Annotated in this window: 21 protein-coding genes and 1 pseudogene; 10 read left to right on the top strand and 12 right to left on the bottom strand. The window is 71.1% G+C overall.

Annotation, left to right across the window (positions count from 1 at the left end; translation table 11 throughout):
• The 4 genes and pseudogenes from H5J33_RS38240 to H5J33_RS02515 form a co-directional block, all read right to left on the bottom strand.
• A pseudogene (locus H5J33_RS38240) lies at positions 1-251 on the bottom strand (pilus assembly protein); the annotation flags it as partial.
• The gene (locus tag H5J33_RS02525) at positions 149-1,384 is read right to left on the bottom strand and encodes a P-loop NTPase (RefSeq protein ID WP_181793144.1); all 1,236 of its coding nucleotides are present in this window, start codon (positions 1,382-1,384) and stop codon (positions 149-151) included. The pseudogene H5J33_RS38240 and the gene H5J33_RS02525, both read right to left, overlap by 103 nt.
• A gap of 9 nt (positions 1,385-1,393) precedes the next feature.
• The gene (cpaB, locus tag H5J33_RS02520; RefSeq protein WP_181793143.1) at positions 1,394-2,098 is read right to left on the bottom strand and encodes a Flp pilus assembly protein CpaB; all 705 of its coding nucleotides are present in this window, start codon (positions 2,096-2,098) and stop codon (positions 1,394-1,396) included.
• A gap of 58 nt (positions 2,099-2,156) precedes the next feature.
• Positions 2,157-2,981: a hypothetical protein gene (locus H5J33_RS02515; RefSeq protein ID WP_220211880.1), complete on the bottom strand. Its 825-nt coding sequence runs from the start codon at positions 2,979-2,981 to the stop codon at positions 2,157-2,159.
• Between the two features lie 346 nt (positions 2,982-3,327).
• Here H5J33_RS02515 and H5J33_RS02510 point away from each other — a divergent pair, with 346 nt between their 5' ends.
• From H5J33_RS02510 to H5J33_RS02490, 5 genes are all read left to right on the top strand, one after another.
• Positions 3,328-5,049, top strand: coding sequence for a chitinase (locus H5J33_RS02510; protein WP_181793141.1), 1,722 nt, complete (start codon positions 3,328-3,330; stop codon positions 5,047-5,049).
• A gap of 139 nt (positions 5,050-5,188) precedes the next feature.
• Positions 5,189-5,671, top strand: a complete 483-nt coding sequence (locus H5J33_RS02505; RefSeq protein ID WP_258564837.1) for a hypothetical protein — start codon at positions 5,189-5,191, stop codon at positions 5,669-5,671.
• Positions 5,668-6,315 carry a hypothetical protein gene (locus tag H5J33_RS02500; RefSeq protein WP_181793139.1) on the top strand — a complete coding sequence of 216 codons (648 nt, stop codon included), beginning with the start codon at positions 5,668-5,670 and terminating at the stop codon, positions 6,313-6,315. The genes H5J33_RS02505 and H5J33_RS02500 overlap by 4 nt, the downstream gene beginning before the upstream one ends.
• Positions 6,315-10,985 (top strand): putative T7SS-secreted protein, encoded by a 4,671-nt coding sequence (locus H5J33_RS02495; protein WP_258564836.1) that lies wholly within the window; start codon positions 6,315-6,317, stop codon positions 10,983-10,985. The genes H5J33_RS02500 and H5J33_RS02495 overlap by 1 nt, the downstream gene beginning before the upstream one ends.
• Entirely contained in the window at positions 10,982-11,293 is a 312-nt protein-coding gene (locus H5J33_RS02490; RefSeq protein WP_181793138.1) for a hypothetical protein, read from the top strand. The genes H5J33_RS02495 and H5J33_RS02490 overlap by 4 nt, the downstream gene beginning before the upstream one ends.
• A 258-nt stretch (positions 11,294-11,551) precedes the next feature.
• Here H5J33_RS02490 and H5J33_RS02485 read toward each other — a convergent pair whose 3' ends face one another.
• On the bottom strand, positions 11,552-11,971 hold the full coding sequence (locus H5J33_RS02485; RefSeq protein ID WP_181793137.1) for an ATP-binding protein: 420 nt from the start codon (positions 11,969-11,971) through the stop codon (positions 11,552-11,554).
• Between the two features lie 192 nt (positions 11,972-12,163).
• On the opposite strand from H5J33_RS02485, the gene H5J33_RS02480 reads away from it, so the two are divergent.
• From H5J33_RS02480 to H5J33_RS02470, 3 genes are all read left to right on the top strand, one after another.
• Positions 12,164-13,015, top strand: a complete 852-nt coding sequence (locus H5J33_RS02480) for a helix-turn-helix transcriptional regulator (RefSeq protein ID WP_181793136.1) — start codon at positions 12,164-12,166, stop codon at positions 13,013-13,015.
• Between the two features lie 8 nt (positions 13,016-13,023).
• Positions 13,024-13,221 (top strand): DUF397 domain-containing protein, encoded by a 198-nt coding sequence (locus H5J33_RS02475; protein ID WP_181793135.1) that lies wholly within the window; start codon positions 13,024-13,026, stop codon positions 13,219-13,221.
• Between the two features lie 193 nt (positions 13,222-13,414).
• A complete protein-coding gene (locus H5J33_RS02470; RefSeq protein WP_181793134.1) occupies positions 13,415-14,731 on the top strand; it encodes a M14 family metallopeptidase in 1,317 nt (438 codons plus the stop codon).
• A 3-nt stretch (positions 14,732-14,734) separates the two neighbouring features.
• On the opposite strand, the gene H5J33_RS02465 is transcribed toward H5J33_RS02470, so the two are convergent.
• From H5J33_RS02465 to H5J33_RS02445, 5 genes are all read right to left on the bottom strand, one after another.
• Complete coding sequence (locus H5J33_RS02465; protein ID WP_181793133.1) at positions 14,735-15,286, bottom strand: hypothetical protein; 552 nt, start codon at positions 15,284-15,286, stop codon at positions 14,735-14,737.
• A gap of 64 nt (positions 15,287-15,350) precedes the next feature.
• On the bottom strand, positions 15,351-16,829 hold the full coding sequence (locus H5J33_RS02460) for a GntP family permease (protein WP_181793132.1): 1,479 nt from the start codon (positions 16,827-16,829) through the stop codon (positions 15,351-15,353).
• 114 nt (positions 16,830-16,943) lie between these two features.
• A complete protein-coding gene (locus H5J33_RS02455; protein WP_181793131.1) occupies positions 16,944-17,354 on the bottom strand; it encodes a RidA family protein in 411 nt (136 codons plus the stop codon).
• Positions 17,351-18,115, bottom strand: a complete 765-nt coding sequence (locus H5J33_RS02450) for an IclR family transcriptional regulator (RefSeq protein WP_181793130.1) — start codon at positions 18,113-18,115, stop codon at positions 17,351-17,353. The genes H5J33_RS02455 and H5J33_RS02450 overlap by 4 nt, the downstream gene beginning before the upstream one ends.
• Positions 18,112-19,179, bottom strand: a complete 1,068-nt coding sequence (locus tag H5J33_RS02445) for a sugar kinase (protein WP_309485291.1) — start codon at positions 19,177-19,179, stop codon at positions 18,112-18,114. The genes H5J33_RS02450 and H5J33_RS02445 overlap by 4 nt, the downstream gene beginning before the upstream one ends.
• A gap of 123 nt (positions 19,180-19,302) precedes the next feature.
• Between H5J33_RS02445 and H5J33_RS02440 the strand changes: the two genes are divergently transcribed.
• The gene (locus H5J33_RS02440) at positions 19,303-20,586 is read left to right on the top strand and encodes an amino acid deaminase (RefSeq protein WP_181793128.1); all 1,284 of its coding nucleotides are present in this window, start codon (positions 19,303-19,305) and stop codon (positions 20,584-20,586) included.
• Positions 20,587-20,595: 9 nt separating this feature from the next.
• Positions 20,596-22,206 carry an amidohydrolase family protein gene (locus tag H5J33_RS02435; RefSeq protein WP_181793127.1) on the top strand — a complete coding sequence of 537 codons (1,611 nt, stop codon included), beginning with the start codon at positions 20,596-20,598 and terminating at the stop codon, positions 22,204-22,206.
• 7 nt (positions 22,207-22,213) lie between these two features.
• Here H5J33_RS02435 and H5J33_RS02430 read toward each other — a convergent pair whose 3' ends face one another.
• The gene (locus H5J33_RS02430) at positions 22,214-23,062 is read right to left on the bottom strand and encodes a serine protease (protein ID WP_181793126.1); all 849 of its coding nucleotides are present in this window, start codon (positions 23,060-23,062) and stop codon (positions 22,214-22,216) included.
• A 246-nt stretch (positions 23,063-23,308) separates the two neighbouring features.
• Positions 23,309-23,665, bottom strand: coding sequence for a LiaF domain-containing protein (locus tag H5J33_RS02425; protein ID WP_181793125.1), 357 nt, complete (start codon positions 23,663-23,665; stop codon positions 23,309-23,311).
• Positions 23,666-23,692 lie beyond the last annotated feature (27 nt).

Genomic DNA, 23,692 nt, shown 5'->3' with positions numbered 1-23,692 from the left:
TCGGCGGCGTTCCCGGCGAGCGTGAAGGTGTAGCCCACCAGCACCGCCTGCCACATCAGCACCAGCGTCAGCACGATCAGCGGGGTCATGCCGAGCAGCTCGACGCTGACCTGCCCCCGGTCCCCGTCCGGTCTCCTCATGGCGCCGCTCACTCCTTCCGCCGCCGGAAGCCCACCGCCGCCCGGCCGGTGCCCCGGTGGGCGGGCTGCTCCCCCGCCCTGGCCAGGCCCAGCTCCGCCGCGAGCGCCCACAGCGCCTGCCTGACCGTGCTCCTGCCGTCGAGTTCGTGCAGCCGTCCGGCGTCCACGACCGCTTGCAGCTCCTTGTAGGCCGCGGGCACGGCGGTCCGGGCGAGCGCGGTGCCGGTGATGCGCTGCACCAGCGCGGGCTGGATCTCCGTGGCGCGCGTGTGCCGGTTGACGACGACCGTGGTCTCCTCGGCCTTGCGGATCTGGAGCCGGTCCCACATCCGTACGGTGCGTTTGGCGGCGCGTACGGCGATCACGTCCGGAGTGGTGACCAGCAGCGCGGTGTCGGCCGACTCGACGGCCGCCGCGCCGGCCCCGCTCAGCTGGGCGCCGCAGTCGACGACGACGGCCTCGTAGCGTGAGCGCAGGGCGCCGACCAGCTGCCGGGTGGCCCGGTCGGTGACCTCCTCGCCGCGTTCGCCCTCGGCGGGCGCGAGGAGCAGGGCGAGCCCGGTGTCGTGGCGGAAGACGGCGTCGGCCAGGACGCGCGGCGAGATGTCGGCGATGGCGGCGAGGTCGGCCACCGACCGGCGGAACTGGACGTCCAGGTAGGAGGCGATGTCACCGCTCTGCAGGTCCAGGTCGACCAGCGCGGTGGCGCGGCCGGAGGCCTGGGCGGCGAGGGCCAGCTGGACGGCGGTCAGCGTGGCGCCGACGCCTCCCTTGGCGCCGCTGACCGTGACGACGGTGCCCCCGGGTCCGGCGGGCGTCTCGGCGCCGTGCCCGAGGTGGCGCCGTACCCCCGCCGACCACTGGGCGACGGCCTGCACCCGCCCGGCCAGCTCCTCGTACGACAGCGGGAGCCCGACCAGGCCGCGGGCGCCGGAGTCCATGGCGGCGGCGAACAGGCCGGGGCTCGCGTCGCTGGTGACGAGGACGACTCCGGCGGCCGGGAAGCGCAGGGCGACCTCGCGGATCAGCTCCAGCGCCGGTACGGGGCCGATGCGTTCGTGGACGACGACCACCTCGGGCAGTTCCTCGACGGACTCGGCGGCCAGCCGGGCGAGGGTGTCCAGCAGCTGGGTGGAGTCGGTGACCGGGGGCTGCGGGTCGGCGTCGGGCAGCTGGCTGAGCAGGGTGGTGAGGGAGCGGACGGCGTCCGGGTCCGCGCCGGCCGGGAGGATCCTGGTGGGCATGGCCGCCTCTCACTTGTCCGTCGCGAGTTCGTAGGTGCGGTCCTGGTCGGGGACGCTGGTCTCGCTGCCGGGGGCCACGAGCGCGAGCCGGACGCGCTGGGCGAAGGACTCGGCGTAGGTGATGCGCTGGGCGTCGAGGGTGGACAGCGCGAAGGTGATGGGGACGGCGTCGGTGGGCCGGCGGCGGTTGTCGTCGTCGGGGTCGAGGGCGGTGATCTGGCCGACGTCGATGACCCGGGCGTTGGTGACGATGATCTTCGACTGGTCGGGGTCGCCCTGCTTGCGCCCCTCGAAGGTGGCGTAGACGTTGACGCGCGAGCCCGGGGTGATCTTGCCGGCCACGCCGGTCGCCGCGTCGATCATGATGGCGACCTCCTGCTGGCCGGGCTGGAGGGCGGGCCGGTCCACGATCATGTCGGTCTGGAGCAGGGAGCCGGCGCGCAGGGTGGTCACGGCGATCTTGCCGCGGATCTGCGCGAGGTCGGTGACGGCGTTGCCGGAGAGCCACCGCCTGGGCATCTCGACCTTCTCGAACTGGTCCGCGTCCAGGGTGGTGTACGGCTTCACCTCGGTCCTGACCCGGTAGGCGGTGGTCTCGGGCCCGACCTTGGTGTTCACGTCGTGGACGAAGGAGAGCACGCCGGCGAACGCGCCCAGAGCGCACAGGGCCGACAGGATCAGCAGTATCACGCCGCGGCGCTGACGGGAGTTCATGGACCGTGCAACCTCGTTGGGGGTATCGGTCGGGCGGGACGGGTCGGGTGCGCGCGGGTCAGGCGGGCGTTCGCGATTCCAGGGCGCGGGGCGGGGCGGGGGCTTCGGCGGTGGCGCGGCAGAAGACGCAGCGGTCGCCGATGACGTCGAGGCCGCACCAGTGACAGCGGGTCTGCCGTACGGAGGTGACCAGTTGGTAGAGGACGGACAGGTCGGCGAGGTAGCCGCAGAACTCGGCCAGGCGGCCGGTCCCCCACCACGCCGGTGACTCGGCGGGCAGCGGGGCCTCGCGCAGCCCGTGCACGCCCCACCGGGTGCCGAGGCCCGCGATCCAGTCGTCGCTGTGCGACTGCCCCTTGGCGACCAGCATCCAGGTACCGAACTCCGGCCCCTTCAGGGTGGTTTCGGGGCCGACCCTGACCACATGCGGTTCGGGGTGGGCGAGGACGGCGAACTGGCTGCCGGGCACCCATGACCTGGCGTGCGCCTTCAGCCCGACGGGGACCCGGTCCAGCCGGGCGACCGAGCCGAGGACGGCGCCGGCGTGGATGTAGTGGGTGAGCAGCCGTCCGGCGGAGGCGAGCACGCCCGGACTCAGATCGCAGGAGGCGAGCTGGCGCAACTGCCGGGCCAGGACGGCGACACCGAGCGGGGGCAGGGCGGGCCGGAACAGGGCGACGCGGTCGCTCTCCAGCAGCGCGCGCAGGGTGTGCAGCCGCCGCACGACGGGCTCCGGGGTGGCCTCGGAACAGACGACGACCACGTATCCGTGCTGCTCGGTGAGCCGGTGGAGTCCGGCGAGGCCCTCGTCCAGCGGTCCGCGGTCGAGTCCGGTCAGCACGACGGCGGGTACGGTCCGCTCGTCCTGCGCCGGCAGCGCCATGTCGGCGCTGGTCACGGCAATGGCTGTTGGCACGCGCAGCTCTCCGCTCTTCACATCCGTCGGCCCACCGGGATCACTCCGGCGCGCCGGGACGACTTCATTGCGTGACTACCCGAGCACTGTATCCACGGCCATGTGACCGGGAGAACAGCGTGAGGGAAGCCGGTGGGGAACTCTCCCGCCGCAAGCCCCGCCAAACCAGGACAGGTTGAGCCGTCGGCTCGTCATGAATCTGGTCTGGACCTCTTGACACCCCCGATTGGTCTGGACCAACTTGTAGGGCGAGCGGTGGCCACCGTCCTCTCTCCCCTTCTCCCCCCGTCCGACTCCCCACCCGGAGGCTTCAGTGGACCGCGCACCAGGCATACCCAGACCCACCGGACGGCGCCTCGCGGCATGGTCCGCCGCCACCGCCCTGGCCCTCGCGGTAGCGGGCCTCGCCGCGGCCTCCCCCGCCTCGGCGGCGGACGTGAACAACGTGCGGAACGCGGGTTTCGAGTCGGGCCTCACCGGCTGGACGTGCACGGCCGGCAGCGGCGCGACGGTCACCTCGCCCGTGCACGGCGGCACCAGCGCCCTGAAGGCGACCCCGGCCGGCCAGGACACCGCCAAGTGCTCCCAGACGGTCGCGGTCAAGCCCAACTCGACGTACACGCTGAGCGCGTGGGTCCAGGGCGGCTACGCCTACCTGGGCGTGACGGGCACCGGCACCACGGACGTCTCCACCTGGACCCCCGACACGCCGTCCTGGAAGCAGCTCCAGACGACGTTCACCACCGGCTCCTCCACCACCTCGGTCACCGTCTACACCCACGGCTGGTACGGCCAGGCGGCCTACTACGCCGACGACCTCTCCGTCTACGGCCCCGACGGCGGCGGAGGCGGCGACCCGGCCCCCACGGTCCCGGCCGCCCCCGCCGGCCTGACCGTCACCGGCACGACCTCGTCCTCGGTCTCCCTGTCCTGGCCGGCGGTGACCGGCGCGACGGGCTACAACGTCTACCGCGACGGTACGAAGATCACGGCGGTGTCGGGCACCTCGGCGACGGTGACCGGCCTCGCGGCCTCCACGGCGTACTCCTTCCAGGTGACGGCCGCCAACGCGGCGGGCGAGTCGGCGAAGTCGGCCACCGTCACCGGCACGACCACCGGCTCGGGCGGCGGTGGCGGTGGCGGCGGCTCCCTGCCCAAGCACGCGGTGACCGGCTACTGGCAGAACTTCAACAACGGGGCCACGGTACAGAAGCTGTCGGACGTCCCCTCCGCCTACGACATCATCGCGGTGTCCTTCGCGGACGCCACCTCGACGCCGGGCGCGGTGACCTTCAACCTGGACTCGGCCGGCCTCGGCGGCTACACGGTCGACCAGTTCAAGGCAGACATCAAGGCCAAGCAGGCGGCCGGCAAGAAGGTCGTCATCTCGGTCGGCGGCGAGAAGGGCTCGGTGTCGGTCAGCGACGCGAACTCGGCCGCGAACTTCGCGAACTCCGTGTACGGCCTGATGCAGACCTACGGCTTCGACGGCGTCGACATCGACCTGGAGAACGGCCTCAACGCGACGTACATGACGCAGGCCCTGCGGTCCCTGTCGGCGAAGGCGGGCCCGTCCCTGATCATCACGATGGCGCCGCAGACGATCGACATGCAGTCGACGTCGAACTCGTACTTCCAGACGGCCCTGAACGTCAAGGACATCCTGACGGTCGTCAACATGCAGTACTACAACAGCGGTTCGATGCTCGGCTGTGACGGCAAGGTCTACAGCCAGGGCACGGTCGACTTCCTCACCGCGCTGGCCTGCATCCAGTTGGAGGGCGGCCTGTCCCCGTCCCAGGTCGGCCTCGGCCTGCCCGCCTCCACCCGCGCGGCCGGCGGCGGCTACGTCTCCCCGACGGTCGTCAACAACGCCCTGGACTGCCTGACGAAGGCCGCCAACTGCGGCACCTTCAAGCCGTCCAGGACCTACCCCGACCTGCGCGGCGCGATGACCTGGTCCACCAACTGGGACGCGGCCTCGGGCAACGCCTGGTCCAACGGCGTGGGAGCCCACGTCCACGCCCTGCCGTAACCGACCCCGTCCCCTCCCCGGGCGCCCGGACCACCCCACGGTCCGGGCGCCCCTTTGTACGCCCCCGGTTGGCCGGACTCGATCCCTCGGCCGGCCATCGCGTTGAACCCGCCGACAGGGCGGTGTGATGATCCGGGCCATGGCCGAACACGGGGGAAAGATCGATTCGGTGGGGCAGGCGCGCAGGTCACGGTTGTACGACTACGTGGGCGCGGCCGAACCCGGACGGCGCGAGGCCGCCGGGGAAACCGCGCGCGGAAGACGCGAGTTCGCCGCGCTGCTGGGTGCGTTCCGGCGTACGGCGGTGCTGGTGCCGGTGGGCGAGGGCGACGCGCCTCTGACGGCGGACCTCGGTGGTGTCCGCTGGATCTACGCCTTCTCGGACGAGGCCGCGCTGGCGCGTTTCGCGGTGGCTCGGGGCGAGGGGGGCCGGGAGTGGGCGTATCAGCGCTGGCTGGGGGCGCGGTTGCTGGACGCGGCCGTGCCGGCGGTGGGGGTGCCGTGCGGGGTGGCGCTGGACTGCGCGGACGGGGACGCGGGGATGGTGTTTCCTCCGGTGCGGGGGGTCGTTCCGGACGCGGCGGCGGTGGACGTCGACGGCGGGACGGGGGGTGCGCGGTGAGCGGGGACGGCGGCAAGGACCTGACGACGGACGGACTGGGCCTGATCGCGAAGGGGCTGACCGAGGCGCTGGGGGAGCTGAAGGAGCTGGGCATGGACGGCCGGGCGGGGGCCGGCCGGGGCTTTTCCGAGCTGGCGCTGTCGGGGCTGGAGCTGGGGCATCAGGGTCTTACCGATGAGTTCACGTCGTTCTGCGAGCGCTGGGAGTGGGGGGTCAGGGCGCTGGTGATCGAGGGGAACGGCTTCGCTGCGAGGACGGGGCTGGCCGCGGGCACGTACCACGAGACGGACCAGTACGTGAAGGGTGCCTTCAAGGTCGCCGAGAACGCGGTGGTGGGTGATCCGTACGCCTCCGAGGAAGAGGTGCAGAAGAAGGGCTGGAGGGAGATCGCCGACTCCGGTTCGGGGGTGGATTACAGCGAGGAATCCTTCCGGCAGGCGTGGGCGAACAGCAGGCAGGGCTGGAGGGACGCCTCGTACGAGGTGCTGACCTCGGACGACATCTCCCTGCCGGGCCTGGACCGGGACGACGTGCAGGAAAAGTACGGAGTCTCGGCCGAGCGCTATGACGAGATGCTGACCGAGACCTTCCACCCGTCCCCCGAGGCCCGCGCCCGGGCGGCCGGGCAGGAGGGTGAGGGCTGATGGGCCTAGGGGACATCACCAACAAGCTCCTCAGCGGCGGTGAGCACCTGGTCGACGGCGGCAAGAAGCTGCTGGGCAAGGGTGTCGACTACACCACGGACAAGATCGGTGAGGGTCTGGACCGGCTCGGGGTGCACGAGTGGGCCGATGTGGTGGAGGACTGGGGGGACGGGGTCGCCTCCGATCTGGGGGCGACGCCGGGTGAGCAGCAGCTCGGCCAGAGCGAGGAGGCGGACGAGCTCGTCCACGGCAGCCCGGCGAAGATCCGGCAGGCCGCGCGGCATCTGCGGGACTTCCACGGTGCGTTCGACCGGGTGGGTCAGGGGCTGCGGAAGGTCGACTCCTCGGGGTGGAGGGGTGAGGGCGGGGACGCCTTCCGGGAGAAGTTCGGTGTGCACCCTGCGAAGTGGGCGCAGGCGGCCCAGGCGTGTGAAGCGGCGGCGGGGGCGCTGGAGGCGTACGCCGAGACGGTCACGTGGGCGCAGGGACAGGCCCGGGAGGCCGTCCGCCTCTACAAAAAGGGGGTGAAGGCGTCCAGGGAGGCGTACGAGGCGCACAAGGAGAAGGTCGCCGCCTACAACACGAAGGCGGAGGCGGGCGAGGACCCCGGCCCCAGGCCCGCCGACTTCCAGGACCCCGGCAAGGCCGATGTGCGGGCCGCGCTCCACAAGCTGGCCCAGGCCCGCGAGCAGCGCAACACCGCCGCCACCGAGGCGCAGGCCAAGGTCCGCGCGGCCATGGCGCACGCACCGGCCGAGCCCCCGCCGCTGGACCGCCTCAAGACCGAGGTGGTGGACGGTTCGCTGGCCGCGGGCATCGAGCTGACCCACTTCGGCGGGGGCGTGATCAAGGGCACGGCCGGTCTGCTCACCTTCGTCCGCGGGGTGAACCCCGTCGACCCCTACAACCTCACCCACCCCGCCGCCTACCTGCAGAACGTCAGCATGACGCTCTCCGGCCTGGCCACCACCGCCGCCCACCCCGACCAGGCCGCCAAGGCCATGTGGGATCAATTCCGCAAGGACCCCTCCGAATTCTTCGGCCGCGTCACACCCGAACTCCTCGGAAGCAAGGGCCTCGGCATGGAGGCGGGGCTCGCCAGAAAGGCGGCGGAGGCGGGCCTGACCCGGAGAGCGGCGCAGACGGCGGCCCGGGAGAGCCGGGCGGGGGCGGAGGGCGCGGCCGGGAAGTCGGCCCGGGACGCGGTGGAGAACGATCCGCCGAAGCACTCGCACGACCAGGAGAGCACCAAGGGCTGCGGCGACCCGGTCAACGTGGCCACCGGCAGGATGTACCTGCCGCAGACGGACGTCACCCTCCCCGGCGCGCTCCCCCTGCTCCTGACGCGCCGGGTGGAGTCCGGCTACCGGCTGGGCCGCTGGTTCGGCCCCTCCTGGTCCTCCACCCTGGACGAGCGCCTGGAGATCGACGCGGAGGGAGTCGTCTACGTCACGGAGGACGGCCGCCTCCTGTCGTACCCCCACCCGGCACCCGGCCTGCCCACCCTGGCGAGCCACGGCCCCCGCCTCCCCCTGGACCGTGTGGACGGCGGCTACACCATCACGGACCCTCGCACCGGCCGGGTACGCCACTTCGCCGAACGCGGCCCCGGCCTGGCGGTCCTGGAACAGATCGACGACCGCAACGGCAACTCGATCATCTTCGAGTACGACACCGAGGGCACCCCGCTCGGCGTGTACACGAGCGCCGGGCAGGGCGTCCGCGTCACGACGGGCTCGGGCCGCGTCACGGCGTACCACCTGGCCGCGGCCGGCGAGGAACTGAAGCGCTTCGGCTACACCGACGGCAACCTCACGTCGGTCGTGAACTCCTCCGGCCTGGCACTGCGCTTCGGCTACGACGACCGGGGCCGGGTGACGTCCTGGACGGACACGAACGACCGTGGCTACACCTACGAGTACGACGACCAGGACCGCTGCGTAGCGGAGGCCGGCGAGGCGGGCCACATGGCCCTGCGCCTGAGCTACGGCGACCCGGACCCGGAGACGGGCCTGCGGACGACCACGGTGACGACGGCCGAGGGCCACACCCGCCGCTACCTGGTCAACGACGCCTGGCAGGTGGTCGCCGAGACCGACCCGCTCGGCGCGACCACCCACTACCGCCGGGACCGCCACCACCGCCTGCTGTCCACGACGGACCCGCTGGGCCACACGACGGCGTTCGAGTACGACGAGGCGGGCAACCTCACCCGGGTGGTCCGCCCGGACGGCCGCGAGACGAGGGCCGAGTACAACGATCTGGGCCTGCCGGTGAAGGTGGTGAACCCGGACGGCACGGCGATCCACCAGACGTACGACGACCGGGGCAACCGCACCTCGGTGACCGACCCGGCGGGCCAGACGACCCGCTTCACCTATACGGAGGCCGGCCACCTGACCTCGGTGACGGACCCGTTGGGCAACACCACCACGGTCGTCTGCGACCGCGCGGGTCTCCCGGTGCAGGTGACGGACCCCCTGGGCGCGACCACCCGCTACGAACGCAACGCCCTCGGCCTCCCGACCGCCATCACGGACCCACTCGGTGGTGTCTCCCGCCTGGAGTGGACGGTCGAAGGACTGCCGACCCGCCGCACGGCCCCCGACGGCGCGACGGAGTCCTGGACGTATGACGGCGAGGGCAACTGCACCAGCCACACCGACCCCCTGGGCGGTGTGACCCGCTTCGAGTACACCCACTTCGACCTGCTGACCGCCCGAACCGGTCCGGACGGCGTGCGCTACGAGTTCGCCCACGACAGCGAACTGCGCCTGACGAAGGTCACCAACCCGCAGGGCCTGACGTGGGAGTACGCCTACGACCCGGCAGGCCGCCTGCTCTCCGAGACGGACTTCGACGGCCGCACCCTGACGTACGAGCACGACGCGGCAGGCCGTCTGACCGCCCGCCGCAACGCCCTCGGCGAGGAGATGGCCTTCGAGCGTGACGCGCTGGACCGGGTCATCCGCAAGACCGTGGCGGGCCGGGTCACGGCCTACGCCTACGACCTGACCGACCAACTCGCCCACGCGACCGGTCCCGACGGCACCACCCTGACCCTCCTGCGCGACCGCCACGGCCGCCTGCGCTCGGAGACGGTCGACGGCCGCACGGTGACGTACACGTACGACGCCCTGGGCCGCCGCACGAGCCGGGTGACCCCGACCGGGGCGCAGACCACCTGGACGTACGACGAGGCGGGCCGCGTCACGGGCATGACGGCATCGGGCCGCCCGATCGACTTCACCTACGACGAGGCCGGACACGAACTGAGGCGCCTGGTCGCCGGGGCGATCACCCTGGAGCACACCTTCGACGCGCTGGGCCGCCTGACGACCCAGTCGGTGACCGGCGCACAGGGCCGGCGGGTCCGGCACCGGACGTACACCTACCGGGCCGACGGCAACGTGACCGGCATCGAGGACGACCTGTGGGGCGCCCGCCGCTTCGACCTGGACGCGACGGGCCGGGTGACGGCGGTCCACGCGGCCGGCTGGACGGAACGCTACGCCTACGACGAGGCGGGCAACCAGACCGAAGCCGACTGGCCGGCGACCCACCCGGGAGCGGAGTCCACGGGCCCCCGCACCTACACCGGCACCCGCATCACCCGGGCCGGCAGCGTCCGCTACGAACACGACGCCCTGGGCCGCATCACCCTGCGCCAGAAGACCCGCCTCTCCCGCAAGCCGGACACCTGGCGCTACGAGTGGGACGCGGAGGACCGCCTGACCTCGGTGGTGACACCGGACGGCACCCGCTGGCGCTACACCTACGACCCCCTGGGCCGCCGCACCGCCAAACTCCGCCTGGCCGAAGACGGCGAAACGGTCGTGGAACGGGTGGACTTCACCTGGGACGGCACCACACTCTGCGAACAGACGACAACGTCCGAAGCCTTCCCCCACCCGATCACCCTCACCTGGGACCACCAGGGCCTACGCCCCCTCGCCCAAACGGAACGCATCACCGCGGCCCAAGCACCCCAGCAGGAGATCGACTCCCGCTTCTTCGCCATCGTCACCGACCTCGTCGGCACCCCGACCGAGCTGCTGGACGACCAGGGCGACATCGCCTGGCACACCCGCAGCACCCTCTGGGGCACAACAGCCTGGGCAGCAACCAGCACCACCTACACCCCCCTACGCTTCCCAGGCCAGTACTACGACCCCGAAACAGGCCTCCACTACAACTACTTCCGCCACTACGACCCCGAGACGGCCCGGTACCTCACTCCTGATCCCCTTGGGCTCTCCCCCGCCCCCAACCCAGCCACTTACGTTCACAATCCACAGGTGTGGACCGACCATCTCGGACTCGCGCCAGACGAGTGCCCAGATGAGGTCCAATCGATCTACAAAGCACCCCAGAGGGGTCGGGGCGACTATCAGGAACAATATGGCTACCGGGCCGAAGACTTCCCAGGAGGGCCCGATGACCCGTACATGAACGGCCTTGTCTATTTTGCCAAGGAACGACAATTGGCAGAAATGTACGCAAACCATTACGGTGAAGGAGTGATAGAGATCCAGGTACCCATAAAGGACTATCTTGAGAGATTCGCCCGACACGAGCATCCCTACGAAGGGGGACCACTTACCGAACTAGAAATACCCAACACAGTGATCGAGGAACTCAATCAGTACCCCAGGATTCGCCATAGATGAGCACTGAAAAGCAGTGGGAAGAAGCAAAGCGGCTATACCCCGTAGGAGAGTCGGTACAGGGAACGGTAAAGGCCAAGTTTCCATTCGGGGTGTTTTTGGAACTTTCGGGAGCGCAAGAGGTCACCGTGTTCCTTGATATTGCGTCCTACAATCCCGCGGCGGAACTTCACCCTGCGCCTTTGCCGGAAGTAGGCTCGCCCGTGGACGGAGTCGTCTCTTTCCATAACGAGCGTGACAAGCAAATCCGCGTCAGAGTCGGACCCGCAGTCCATCACATCCTCAATACAGGATCAGGCGATCGCGACTGATTGAATCATGGACGGGGTGGGCTGCGGTGCACGACGAAATGAGGCGTCGTTTCGAAGGTGCAAGGCTGGAGGAACTAGGACCGTTCTCAGGGTCTGGACCGAGCGTTGCCGAGACGTTCAGTGGGTTCGCGTCAGGTTGACCAGGGAATCCGGCATTCTGATGTCCGACCCCGGCAGTCCGTGGCTCACGATTCCGTTCCGGTGACGGTTGTGCGCCGGGCAGGTGAGTTATGAACCTGTTGGTCCAATACCATCGGCTCACGCCACGCCCAGCTCGCACCACACGTACTTCCCCCGGTCCCCGAACCTCGCCGACGGCTGCCAGCCCCAGTACTCCGCGCACGCCACGACCAGCCCGAGTCCCCGCCCCTCCTCCGCTTCCCCCGACCTCTCCAACGGCACCGGCGGCTCGGGCGGCTCCGGGTCCGTGTCCCACGCCCCGATCCACACCAGCCCTTCCGCCGACCTCCGCACCCGCATCGCCGCCGGTCCCTTCGTGTGCCGCACCGCGTTCGACACCAACTCCGTCGCCAGCAGCTCCGCGGTGTCCGCGAGCGCCGTCAACCCGTGCATCGCCAGGATCACCCGCAGGGTGCGACGGCACACGGTCACGGCTCTGAGGTCGTTGGGGATGTAGAGCGTGTAGTCCCATGTCTCGGTTGTCCCGGTTTCAGGCATGCCTCATCAACTCCAGCAGGGAGAAGGGGGAGTCGAGCGCGGTGGCTTTGCCGCAGGCGTCATGGCAGGACGGTGCGGTGCGCTTCCGCAGCGTGCTCGTTACGTCACCGACGGTAGGGCATAATTTTCATTCGCTGCAAGCGGGTCGCGTAACGTCGACCCCGAACGAGTCACCTCACCAGAGAGGACGCCGTGCCTGCACGACGGAACCCCACAGCGCGCCAAGTGCGCCTGGGCACCGAACTGCGGAGGCTTCGCGAGGCCGCCGGCCTCAAGGCGACGGAGGCAGCGGCCCTGTTGGGCACGAACTCCGTGCAGATGAGCCAGATGGAGTCCGGGATCGCCGGAGTGAGCGAGCAGCGTGTGCGACGGTTGGCCGCCAACTACGCCTGCACGGACGACGCGTTGATCAATGCCCTGGCAGCCATGGCGACCGACCGTACGCGCGGCTGGTGGGAGGAGTACCGGGGCATCCTCCCCACCGCCTATCAGGATCTCGCCGAGCTGGACCACCATGCGCGGTTCCGCAAGGAAGTGGCCGTCATCCACGTACCGGGTCTTCTTCAGACGGAGGACTACGCCCGGGCCCTCTTCGCCTATATGAACCCGGAGTTCCCGGACAGCGAGGTGGCTCTGCGCGTGGAGCACCGGATGAAGCGGAGAGTCGTCATCCACAGCCCGGACCCGATCCCGTACGAGACCGTGATCCATGAAGCGGCGCTCCGCATCAGGGTGGCCGGGCGCGCCGCCTCCCGGGTCCAGCTCGACCGCATTCTGGAGGTGTCCGAGGCGGACCACGTCACCGTGCGGGTCATCCCCTTCGCGCTGGACGACTTCGCGGGCGCCGGAAGCACCATGGTGCACGTGGGAGGGGCGGTTCCCCGGCTGGACACCGTCGTACGGGATGCTCCGCACGGCACGGCGTTCATCGACTCGGAAGCGCAGTTGGAGCACTTTCGCAAGCTCTTCCGTAGGGTGAAGGAAGAGGCGCTGCCCCCGGAACGGTCGCGCGACCTCATCCACCAGTTGGCGAAGGAGCTGTGAGGACCGGCATGATCACCTCCCCCTCGTGGAAGAAGTCGTCCTTCTCCGGCGGAGGCGAGGGCAACGACTGCGTCGAAGTCGCCCACACCCACCCCCACATATCCATCCGCGACTCCAAAGCCCCCACCCGCGCCACCCTCACCTTCCGGGCCGACGCCTTCGCTTCGTTCGTCGAGGCGTTGAAAGCCCGCCCCGCGGAGCGCTGAGGAGCCCCCGGCCGGTTTCCGTCGGGACCCCTTCCGCGTACTTGACCTGTCCATGCCCACCCCCCACCATGAGCGCCAACCCGCACAGCGAGACCACAGCGAACCCACAGGGAGTCCCACGAACGGCCCCCCGCAAGGTTCGTGACCGCACGTCGCACGGGAACACCCACTCCAACCCCCACAGGGAGCGTTCATGCGACTTCGCAGACGGACCGCCGCGCTCGGTGCGCTGCTGGCCCTCGCGCTCGCCGCGCCGGTGTCGGCCGGGCTCGACCAGGCCGGCGCCGACGGCGTGCGCAGAGCGGTGCCGGCCGACGACGGCATCCGGCAGTACGAGATCCATCAGCGCACCACACCCGTGACCCGTACGGCCATCCAGTCGGCCGGGGTGACCGTCGACGAGGCGGACGAGGAGAGCGTCGTCGTCTCCGGACGGGCGGAGCAGGTCGAGAAGCTGCGCCGGATGGGGTACGACGTCCAGCCCCTGGGGGCCGTACCCCAGCGCGGGCAGGCCCGGCTCTACGACTTCCCCAGCGCCGACGCGAAGTACCACAACTACGCCGAGGCGAACGCCGAGATCGATCAGCGGCTCGCCGCCTACCCGGGCATCATGAACAAGCGGGTGATCGGGAAGTCGTACCAAGGGCGGGACATCATCGCCATCAAGGTCAGCGACAACGTCGGCACCGACGAGAACGAGCCCGAGGTGCTGTTCACCGCGCACCAGCACGCCCGGGAGCACCTCACCGTGGAGATGGCCCTCTACCTGCTGCGCGAACTCGGCGCGGGGTACGGGACGGACTCGCGGATCACCAACCTCGTCAACAGCCGTGAGATCTGGATCGTGCCCGATCTGAACCCGGACGGCGGTGAGTACGACATCGCCGGCGGGTCGTACCGGTCGTGGCGGAAGAACCGGCAGCCCAACTCGGGGTCCTCGTACGTCGGGACCGACCTCAACCGGAACTGGGACTACAAGTGGGGCTGCTGCGGCGGGTCGTCGGGCTCGACGTCCTCCGAGACCTACCGCGGGTCCGCCGCCGAGTCCGCGCCCGAGGTGAAGGTCGTCGCCGACTTCGTGCGCGGCCGGGTCGTCGGCGGCAAGCAGCAGATCACGGCCGGGATCGACTTCCACACCTACAGCGAGCTGGTGTTGTGGCCGTTCGGCTGGACCTACTCGGACACCGCCACCGGGATGACCGCCGACGACGCCGCCGCGTTCCAGGCCGTCGGACGGAAGATGGCCGCCAGCAACGGATACACCGCCGAGCAGTCCAGCGACCTGTACATCACGGACGGGACGATCGACGACTATCTGTGGGGTACGCAGAAGATCTTCAGCTACACCTTCGAGATGTACCCGACGTCGTCGTCCGGGGGCGGGTTCTACCCGCCCGACGAAGTCATCGAGCGGGAGACCTCCCGGAACAAGGACGCCGTGTTGCAGCTGCTGGAGAACGCCGACTGTATGTACCGGTCGATCGGCAAGGCCGCCCAGTACTGCTCCTAGCGGCTACGCCTCCTCGAAGTAGGCGTCGAGCACCGCGTCGAGCTGCTCGTCCCACTCCTTGAAGCGCGCCCTGGCCGTCGCCTCGATCTCGATCGGGAACCAGCGGCGGTCAGGGGTGTGCACGGTGACGGTGTACCGCTTGCCGAAGCGGGCCGTCTCCGTCTCCACCGCGGCGATCTCGTCCCAGCGGAACTCGCAGGCCTCCTCGTCCAGGCTGAGGCGGACGCCCCTGCGGTCGGCCACGATCCGCGCCCGGCGGTCCGCCGCCTCGAAGACCGGTCCGTCACCGTCCGCGGATTCCGGGGATGCGTCGAGGTCCTCCTCGGGGGCCTCCGCGACGGCTTCCGCGGGGGCTTCCCCGGTGGTCTCCACATCCGGCGAACCCGGCGGCTCCGACGGCTCCTTCGACACCGGTTCCGCCTGCGCCGGCGCCGGCGTCGGTCCCGTGATCCCCGGAACGAAGGCCGGGTCGAAACCCGCACCCAGCACCGGCTCCGCCTTCAACGGCTCCCCGGCCACGGTCGGTTTGCTGCTCGATCCTATGCGCTGCTCCACGGCGGCAGTATGGACGACTTCCCTGTGCCGTAACCAGTCAGCCCACGGACACGCCGGGAACCGGTCAGCTCACGAACACCCCGGCGACCGCCGCCACCGCGAACCCCGCCAGCGACAACACCGACTCCAGCACCGTCCAGCTGCGCAGCGTGTCCCGTTCGCTGATGCCGAAGTACTTGGCCACCATCCAGAATCCGCCGTCGTTGACGTGCGAGGCGAAGATGGAGCCGGCGGAGATGGCCATGATGACGAGCGCGGCGAAAGCCTGCGAGTGCCCGCCCTCCGCCGGCAGCGGGGCCACGATGCCCGCCGTCGTCACGATCGCGACCGTCGCCGAGCCCTGGGCCACCCGCAGGACCAGTGCGATCAGGTACGACAGGACGATCACCGGCAGGCCGACGCCGTGGAAGGTGTCCGACAGGGCCTGGGCGACGCCTCCGGCCTTCAGCACGGCGCCGAAGATCCCGCCCGCGCCGACCACCAGCAGGATGTTGCCGACCGGCTTCAGGGAGGCGGTCGACACCGTCTCCAGCGACTTGCGCGACCAGCCGCGGCGGATGCCGAGGAGGTAGTAGGCGAGCAGCAGGGCGAGGGTGAGGGCGACGAAGGGGTTGCCGAAGAACTCCAGGACCGAGCGCGTGGGAGAGGGGTCCAGGGCGATCGAGGAGAACGTGGCCGCGAGGATGAGGAGCAGCGGGGTGCCGATGATGGTCAGGACCGTGGCCAGGGACACCGGGGTCTCCCCCGGCGTCACGCCCTGCGCGCGCTGTTCGGCCGCCACGGCCCGCTTCGCCTCCTCGGCCGCCTCCGCCATGTCCTGCGGTACGGGGACGAAGATCCGCTTTCCGGCCCAGGCGGCGTACGCCCAGGCGGCCAGTACGGCGGGCAGGCCGCAGACGATGCCCATGAGGACGACCCAGCCGAGCTGGACGTGCAGCAGTCCGGCGGCGGCGACCGGGCCGGGGTGCGGCGGCAGGAAGGCGTGGGTCATGGACAGGCCGGCGAGCAGCGGGAGGCAGTAGAGGAGCACCGACTTGCCGGAGCGTTTCGCCGCCGCGTAGACGATGGGCGCGAGGACGAAGATGCCCACGTCGAAGAAGACCGGGATGCCGAACAGCAGTCCGGTCAGGCCCATGGCGAGGGGGGCCCGCTTCTCGCCGAAGAGGGCCAGCAGGCGCGCGGCCAGCACTTCGGCGCCGCCGCTGACTTCGAGGATCGCGCCGAGCATCGTGCCGAGGCCGATGATGACGGCGACGTGGCCGAGGATGCCGCCCATGCCGGACTCGATGGTGGAGACGGCGTCGGAGCGCTGGACGGTGCCGAAGAGTTCGGTGACCGAGAGGCCGGCCAGCAGGCCGACGGCTATGGAGACGGCGAGGAGGGCCACGAAGGGCTGGAGCCGGACCTTGATGATCAGGAAGAGCAGGAGGGCCATGCCGAGGGCGGCGACCGTGAGCAGGCCGGGCGTGCCGTCGATCAGGAGGAGCAGGCCCCCGGTGTGGGGTGGCGCGGTGGGGGCGGGTGCGGCGAGCGGAAAGGACATACGGGGGTCCTCTTCGTAAATGCATGGTGCTTTCGGGCAGGGCGGAGCGCGGCACGGCACCCCGGGGAGTGCCGTGCCGTGCGGACGTACGTGCGGGAAGGGGGTCGGCGCGCGTCAGCCCAGGACGGCGAGCGCGTCGATCTCGATGAGGAGGCCGGCCGGCAGACCGACGTAGACCGTCGTGCGGGCGGCGGGCGGCCGGGTGAGGCCCTGGTCCTCGAAGTAGGCGTTGTAGATGTCGTTCATCTCGGCGAAGTGGTCCACGTCCGTGAGGTAGACGCGGATCATCATCACGTCGTCCCAGGTGGCGCCGCCCTCCTCCAGGATCGCCTTGACGTTGGCGAGGGTCTGGAGGGTCTGCTCGCGCAGGGTGGGGCCGGCCGGCGTCGGAGGCTTGCCCTCCTCGGCGGGCAGGAAGCCGACCTGGCCGGCGACCTGGAGGATGTTGCCCTTCTTCACGCCGTGCGAGAACTTCGCGGGCGGGGTGGTGTGGGTCTTCGGGGTGAGCGCGATCTTGTCGGTCATGCGGGGGTGCCCTTCACTGGCGTTCTTCCGGAGTACTCGCCGCTGATGGCGTCCGCCGTGCGACGGACCAGCGGGAGCAGGCTGAGGAGTTCCTCGGCGGTGACGACCACGTTCGGCGCGGAGACCGACATGGCGGCGACCACCCGGCCGTCGGCGCCGCGCACGGGGGCGGCGACGCAGTTGATGGACTCCTCGTGGCCACCGAGGTCGGTGGCCCAGCCCTGTTCGCGCACCGTGGCCAGCTCCTTCAGGAAGGCCTCGGCGTGGGCGGTCGAACGGGCCGTGTACATCGGGTAGTCGAGCTGCTCGGCGAGGGCGCGGCGCTCGGGTCCGGGCAGGTCGGCGAGGAGCAGCTTGGCGACGGCGGCGACGGTGATGGCCACCGGCTTGCCGATCCGGGAGTACATGCGGACCGGGTAGCGGCTCTCCACCTTGTCGATGTACAGCACCTCGTTCTCCTCGTACACGGCGAGGTGGACGGTGTGGCCGCACTGTTCGTTGAGCCGTACGAGGTGGGGGTGGGCGATCTCGCGGATGTCGAGGTTCTCCATCGCCTCCTGGGCGAGCGCGAAGAGCCGGGCGCCGAGCCGGTAGCGCTGGTCGGACTGGCGGTAGACCAGGCCGTGTTCGTGCAGGGTGCGCAGCAGGCGCAGGGCGGTGGACTTGTGCACGCCGAGGCGGTCGGCGACCTGCCCCAGGTCGGCGGGGCCCTCGGCGAGCAGCGGCAGGATGCTCAGGGCGCGGTCGACGGTCTGACTCATGGGATGTTCGCCTCCTCCTCGGCCCGCTCGGCTCGTGTCCAGCCGGGGCCGAGTCGAAGTCTCCCCCATGCCCCGTCGTCCAGGGCGGCGAGGCGGTCGGCGTGGTCGCGGGCGGGGGGTGCGGCCAGGTCGCCGGGGGTGGTGAGGGCGGCGGCGGCGAAGAGGTGGCCGTGCCTGAGGCGGGCCTCGACGGACAGCCCGCGCAGGGTGGCGGAGAGGAAGCCGGCGGCGAAGGCGTCTCCGGCGCCGGTGGTGGCCACGACGGCGGTGCGCAGGGCGGGCTGGAAGCTGCCGTCGGGCCGGGCCCGGGTGAAGGCCGTGGCGCCGCGCGCCCCCTCCTTGACGACCAGCACGTGCGGCTCGGGCAGCAGCCGGCGGACGGCGGCCGGTCCACCGGTGGTCCCCCAGGTGTGGGCCGCCTCGTCCTCGCCGACGAAGACGATGTCCGCGCGCCGGGCCAGCTCCAGCAGGACGTCGGCGCCGTCGCCGTCCCGCCACAGCCCCGGCCGGTGATTGACGTCGAAGGACACCGGTGGGCGTCCCGGCCCCGGAGCCGTCAGTTCGTACAGCAGCTCCCGGCACTTGGCCGACAGCGCGGCCGTGATCCCGGACAGGTGCAGCACCCGTGCCGCGCGGGCCGCCGCCAGGTCCGCGTTCCGTACGGACATCGCGGAGGCGGCCGATCCGGCCCGGTAGTACGCCACCTCGTGCGCGCCCGTACCCCGGTCGCCGGCGGTGCGGAAGTACACGCCGGTGGGCCGGCCGGGGTCGCGGCGGACGGCGGTGACGTCGACGCCGTACCCGGCGATCCGCTCCACCAGGTGGTCGCCGAAGCCGTCCGCGCCGACCCGGCTGATCCAGCGGGCCGTGTGCCCGAAGGCGGCCAGGGCGCAGGCCACGTTGGACTCGGCGCCGCCGATGGCCCGGTCGAAGGAGGGGACATCGGCGAGGCGGCCGGGGCGGCTGGGCAGGAAGGTGACCATGGACTCGCCGAGCGCCGCCACGTCCACGTCCGTGACGGGCCGCGGGGGCGCGACGACCGAGGCGTAAGCAGCGTCGTTGATGATGACTCCTGTCGATCGCCAGGGCGACGGATCCGTTGACCCGGTGTTCGGCGAGATGCTAGACACCAGTAAGCACTAGACGCAATGGTCGTTGCAGAGAATGCAACACCTGAGAGGGGCTTCATGGGCACCGAAGCGCTCACCCGCCTCGCCGAGGAACACGTCGACCACCGCTTCAAGGGCCTGCCGCCGGACGCCTACGGCCTGACCGTCGCCGAGCTGGCCGCCCAGCGCCGCAATCTCTTCCGGGACGGCGACCGGGACGGCGGCGGCTTCACCACCCCGGTCCTCGCGCTGTCCGCCGAGCGCCTGGCGCACAACCTCGCGCTGATGGAGACGTACACCGCCCGGCACGGCCTGGCCTTCGCCCCGCACGGCAAGACCTCCATGGCCCCGCAGCTCTTCCACCGTCAGATCGAGCACGGCGCGTGGGGAATCACGCTCGCGGTGCCCCACCAGGTGCGCGTCGCCCGGGCGTTCGGCATCCAGCGGATCTTCCTCGCCAACGAGCTGGTGGACGCCGCCGCCCTGCGCTGGATCGCCGCCGAGCTGGCCGCCGACCCGGAGTTCCGGCTCGTCGCCTACGTCGACTCCGTGCGCGGGGTGGAGCTGATGGACGCGGCCCTCGCCGGCGCGGCCCGCCCGGTGGACGTCGTGATCGAGCTGGGCGCGGGCGACGGGGCGCGCACGGGGGTGCGTACGGAGGCGGAGGCCGAGCAGGTCGCCGCCGCCGTGGCCGCCGTGCCGACCCTGCGGCTGGTCGGGGTGGCGGGGTACGAGGGCGAGGTACCGAAGGCCGACCCCGAGCGGGTGCGCTCGTACCTGCGGCGGCTGGTGGAGCTGGCCGTCGGGCTGGACCGGGCCGGACGGTTCGGCGAGGCCGACGAGATCGTGGTGAGCGCGGGTGGCAGCGCCTGGTTCGACGCGGTCGCCGACGTCTTCGCCGGGATCCCGGAACTGTCCGGGCCGGTGCTGAAGCTGCTGCGCTCGGGCGCGTACGTCTCGCACGACGACGGGCACTACCGCAGGCTCACCCCGTTCGGCCGCGTCCCCGAGGAGGGCGCGCTGGAGCCCGCCTTCCGGCTGTGGGCGCAGGTCGTCTCCCGGCCGGCGCCCGAGCAGGCCTTCGCCAACGCGGGCAAGCGCGACGCGGCCCACGACCTGGACCTGCCCACCGCCCAGGTGGTACGCCGGAACGGCGAGGAGCGCCCGGCCGCCGGCATCACCGTCACCGGGCTGTCCGACCAGCACACCTGGCTGCGCACGGATCCGGAGGCGGACGTCGAGGTGGGCGACTGGATCGGCTTCGGCCTGTCCCACCCGTGCACGTCGTTCGACAAGTGGCAGCTGATCCCGGTGGCCGAGGCGGACGGCACGGTCGTGGACTACATCCGTACGTTCTTCTAGGAGGCCCGTGTGGAGGACCTGGTCATCCGGGACGCCGACGTCGTCGACGGCAGCGGGGCGGACGCGTACCGCGCCGACGTCGTGATCGACGCGGGCCGCATCGTCTCGATCGTCAAGGAGGCCGCCGCCGCGGGCTGCCAGCGCCCGCGCGCCACGCGGGAGATCGACGCGGAGGGCCTGGTCCTCTCCCCCGGCTTCATCGACATGCACGCCCACTCCGACCTGGCCCTGCTGCGCGACCCCGACCACAGCGCGAAGGCCGCGCAGGGGGTCACGCTGGAGGTCCTCGGCCAGGACGGGCTGTCGTACGCGCCGGTGGACGACCGCACGCTGGAGGAGGTGCGGCGGGCGATCACCGGGTGGAACGGGTACGGCGACGACATCGACTTCGACTGGCGGTCGGTGGGCGGATACCTGGACCGGCTGGACCGCGGCATCGCCGTGAACGCGGCCTACCTGATCCCGCAGGGCACCGTACGGGCGCTCGTGGTCGGCTGGGAGGACCGCGCGGCCACCCCCGGGGAGCTGGACCGGATGCGGCGGCTGGTCGCGGAAGGGCTGGAGCAGGGGGCGGTGGGCCTGTCGTCGGGGCTGACCTACACCCCGGGCATGTACGCGCGCGGCGCCGAACTGACCGAGCTGTGCCGGGTGGTGGGCTCCTACGGCGGCTACTACTGCCCGCACCACCGCTCCTACGGCGCCGGCGCGCTGGAGGCGTACGCCGAGATGGTCGCCCTCGCCCGGGAGGCGGACTGTCCGCTGCACCTGGCGCACGCGACGATGAACTTCGGGGTGAACAAGGGCCGGGCGCCCGAGCTGCTGGCGCTGCTGGACCGGGCCCTGGCGGCGGGCGCGGACATCACCCTGGACACCTATCCCTACACCCCCGGCTGCACCACCCTCGCCGCGCTGCTGCCGAGCTGGGCGAGCGAGGGCGGCCCCGAGCAGGTCCTGGCCCGGCTCACCGACCCGGTGACGGCCGGGCGGGTCCGGCACGACCTGGAGGTCACCGGCTCGGACGGCTGCCACGGCGTGCCGGTGGAGTGGGAGACGATCGAGATCTCCGGGGTGGGCGACCCGGCCCTCGGCGACTTCGTGGGCCGCACCGTCCGGGAGTCGGCGGACCTGCGCGGCGAGGACCCCTGGGACACGGCCCGCCGGCTGCTGGTGCGGGACCGGCTCGGTACGACGATCCTCCAGCACGTCGGCCACGAGGAGAACGTGCGCGCGATCATGCGGCACCGCGCGCACACCGGAGGCTCCGACGGCATCCTGCGGGGCGGCAAGCCGCATCCGCGGGCGTACGGCACGTTCCCGCGCTACCTCGGCGAGTACGTACGGGAGTCGGGCGTGCTGACGCTGGAGGAGTGCGTGGCCCACCTCACCTCCCGGCCGGCGGCGCGGCTGCGGCTGCCGGACCGCGGGCTGGTGCGCGAGGGGTACCGGGCCGACCTGGTGCTGTTCGACCCGCGGACGGTCGCGTCCGGCGCCACCTTCGCCGAGCCGCGCCGGCTGCCGACCGGGATCCCGTACGTGCTGGTCGACGGGCGGTTCGTCATCGAGGAGGGCCGGCGGACGGACGCCCTGCCGGGCCGGTCCGTCCGCCGTACACCGCTGTGAACCGTGTTTACGGCTTGGGCAGCGTGCAACCGGCCGCGCTCAGGTCGAGCTTGTTGCCGGTGGTGAAGCAGGCCGGGATGTTGTAGGTCTCCTGGGCGTAGTTGATGCCCTGGCGGACGGTGACGTTGCCGCTCGAGTCGACCTCGCACGGGTTGTTCACCGTGCACCGCTCGCCGTCCTCGTTGCCGGTGTTGTTGACGGCGACCACCTTGCCGGTGGTGGCGTCTATCACCGGGGAACCCGAGGTGCCGCCGATGGTGTTGCAGGCGGAGGTGTAGCGGACCGAGTCCTTGAAGGTCCAGTCGCCCTCCTTCAGCCGGTACACGAACCCGTCGACGTTGCAGCTGTAGATCCGCTTCCAGTAGCCGGAGACCACCTTGATGGCGGTGCCGGCCACCGGGTGGGTGTCCTGCACGGTGAGCGGGCTGATGCCGTACGAGCTCTTGATCGCCGCGTACGTGGTGGTGGTGCGGTAGATCGTGACGTCCGTGTCGGTCATGGTCGAGTAGACGACCTGGTTGGCACGGAGGGTGGCGATCTTGGTGCCGGCGGAGTTCAGCAGGCCGAAGGTACGGCTGGAGGACTGGCCGGTGATGACCTGGCCGGCGCTCGGCATGCCGGTCTCCAGGCAGTGGCCGTTGGTCAGCACGAGGGCCGGGTCGGTGTCGGCGGAGCCGGGGAAGCGGATGACGGAGCCGGAGCAGTTGCTGAGCGAGACGGTGCCGGCGAAGTCGACGGTGAGCGCGGCGGCCTTGGCGGAGTGCGGGGCGGTGGTGTGCGGGGCGGCCAGCGCCGGGGTGGCGCCCAGGCCGACGGTCGCCACGGCCGAGAGCGCGGCAAGGAGAGGCTTGTTCACGTGGGGGTCCCCTCTTACGACGGGGGCGACCGGAGGTTGTCCGGCCGCCCACACGGTTGTCATGCGCATTGTCGGCAGCGCGGAGGGGTGGGGACAAGAAGCGGCGACAGGTCATAGGGGTTTCCCTCGGGCCGCGCGCCGGAGGTTTGCCCCGGTCGCGTGACGAGGGATCAGGCGGGCGGGGTGACGAGGGATCACCTGGCCGCGGGGCGGAGGTCCCACTCGCCGGTGTGGCCGGCGGCCGGTTCACTTCCGGGGCGACTTGGTGACGACGGCTCCGAACAGGGCGAGGCCCTTGACGACGACACGCGGGGCGGCCGCACCGGCCGTGCCACGCCGTGCCCGCCCCTCGCGTCCGCCGAACACCCCGAACAGCCCGAACCCCCTGACCTGGAGGTCGATGTCGTCCGGCACCACGATTCCGATGCCGCCCCACAAAGCCACGGCCCGGATCACCGTCTCCGGCGCGGTGAAACGGGCCTCGGTCAGATCGAGCCGGCCGCCGCCCCACATCGACCAGGCGGTGAACCGGGGCGGCACGACCCACGCCCCGTCCCGCCGGAACCCGCCGAACACACCGAGCGCCAGGGAGTAATGTCGCACCTGAGAAGACGATCACGAGGAAGGAAT

Origin of the sequence: Streptomyces sp. WELS2, assembly GCF_013870595.1 — a bacterium.
Lineage (GTDB): Bacteria > Actinomycetota > Actinomycetes > Streptomycetales > Streptomycetaceae > Streptomyces.
Note: the sequence above shows the minus strand (reverse complement) of the source record. Positions and strands in the feature narration are given on the sequence as shown.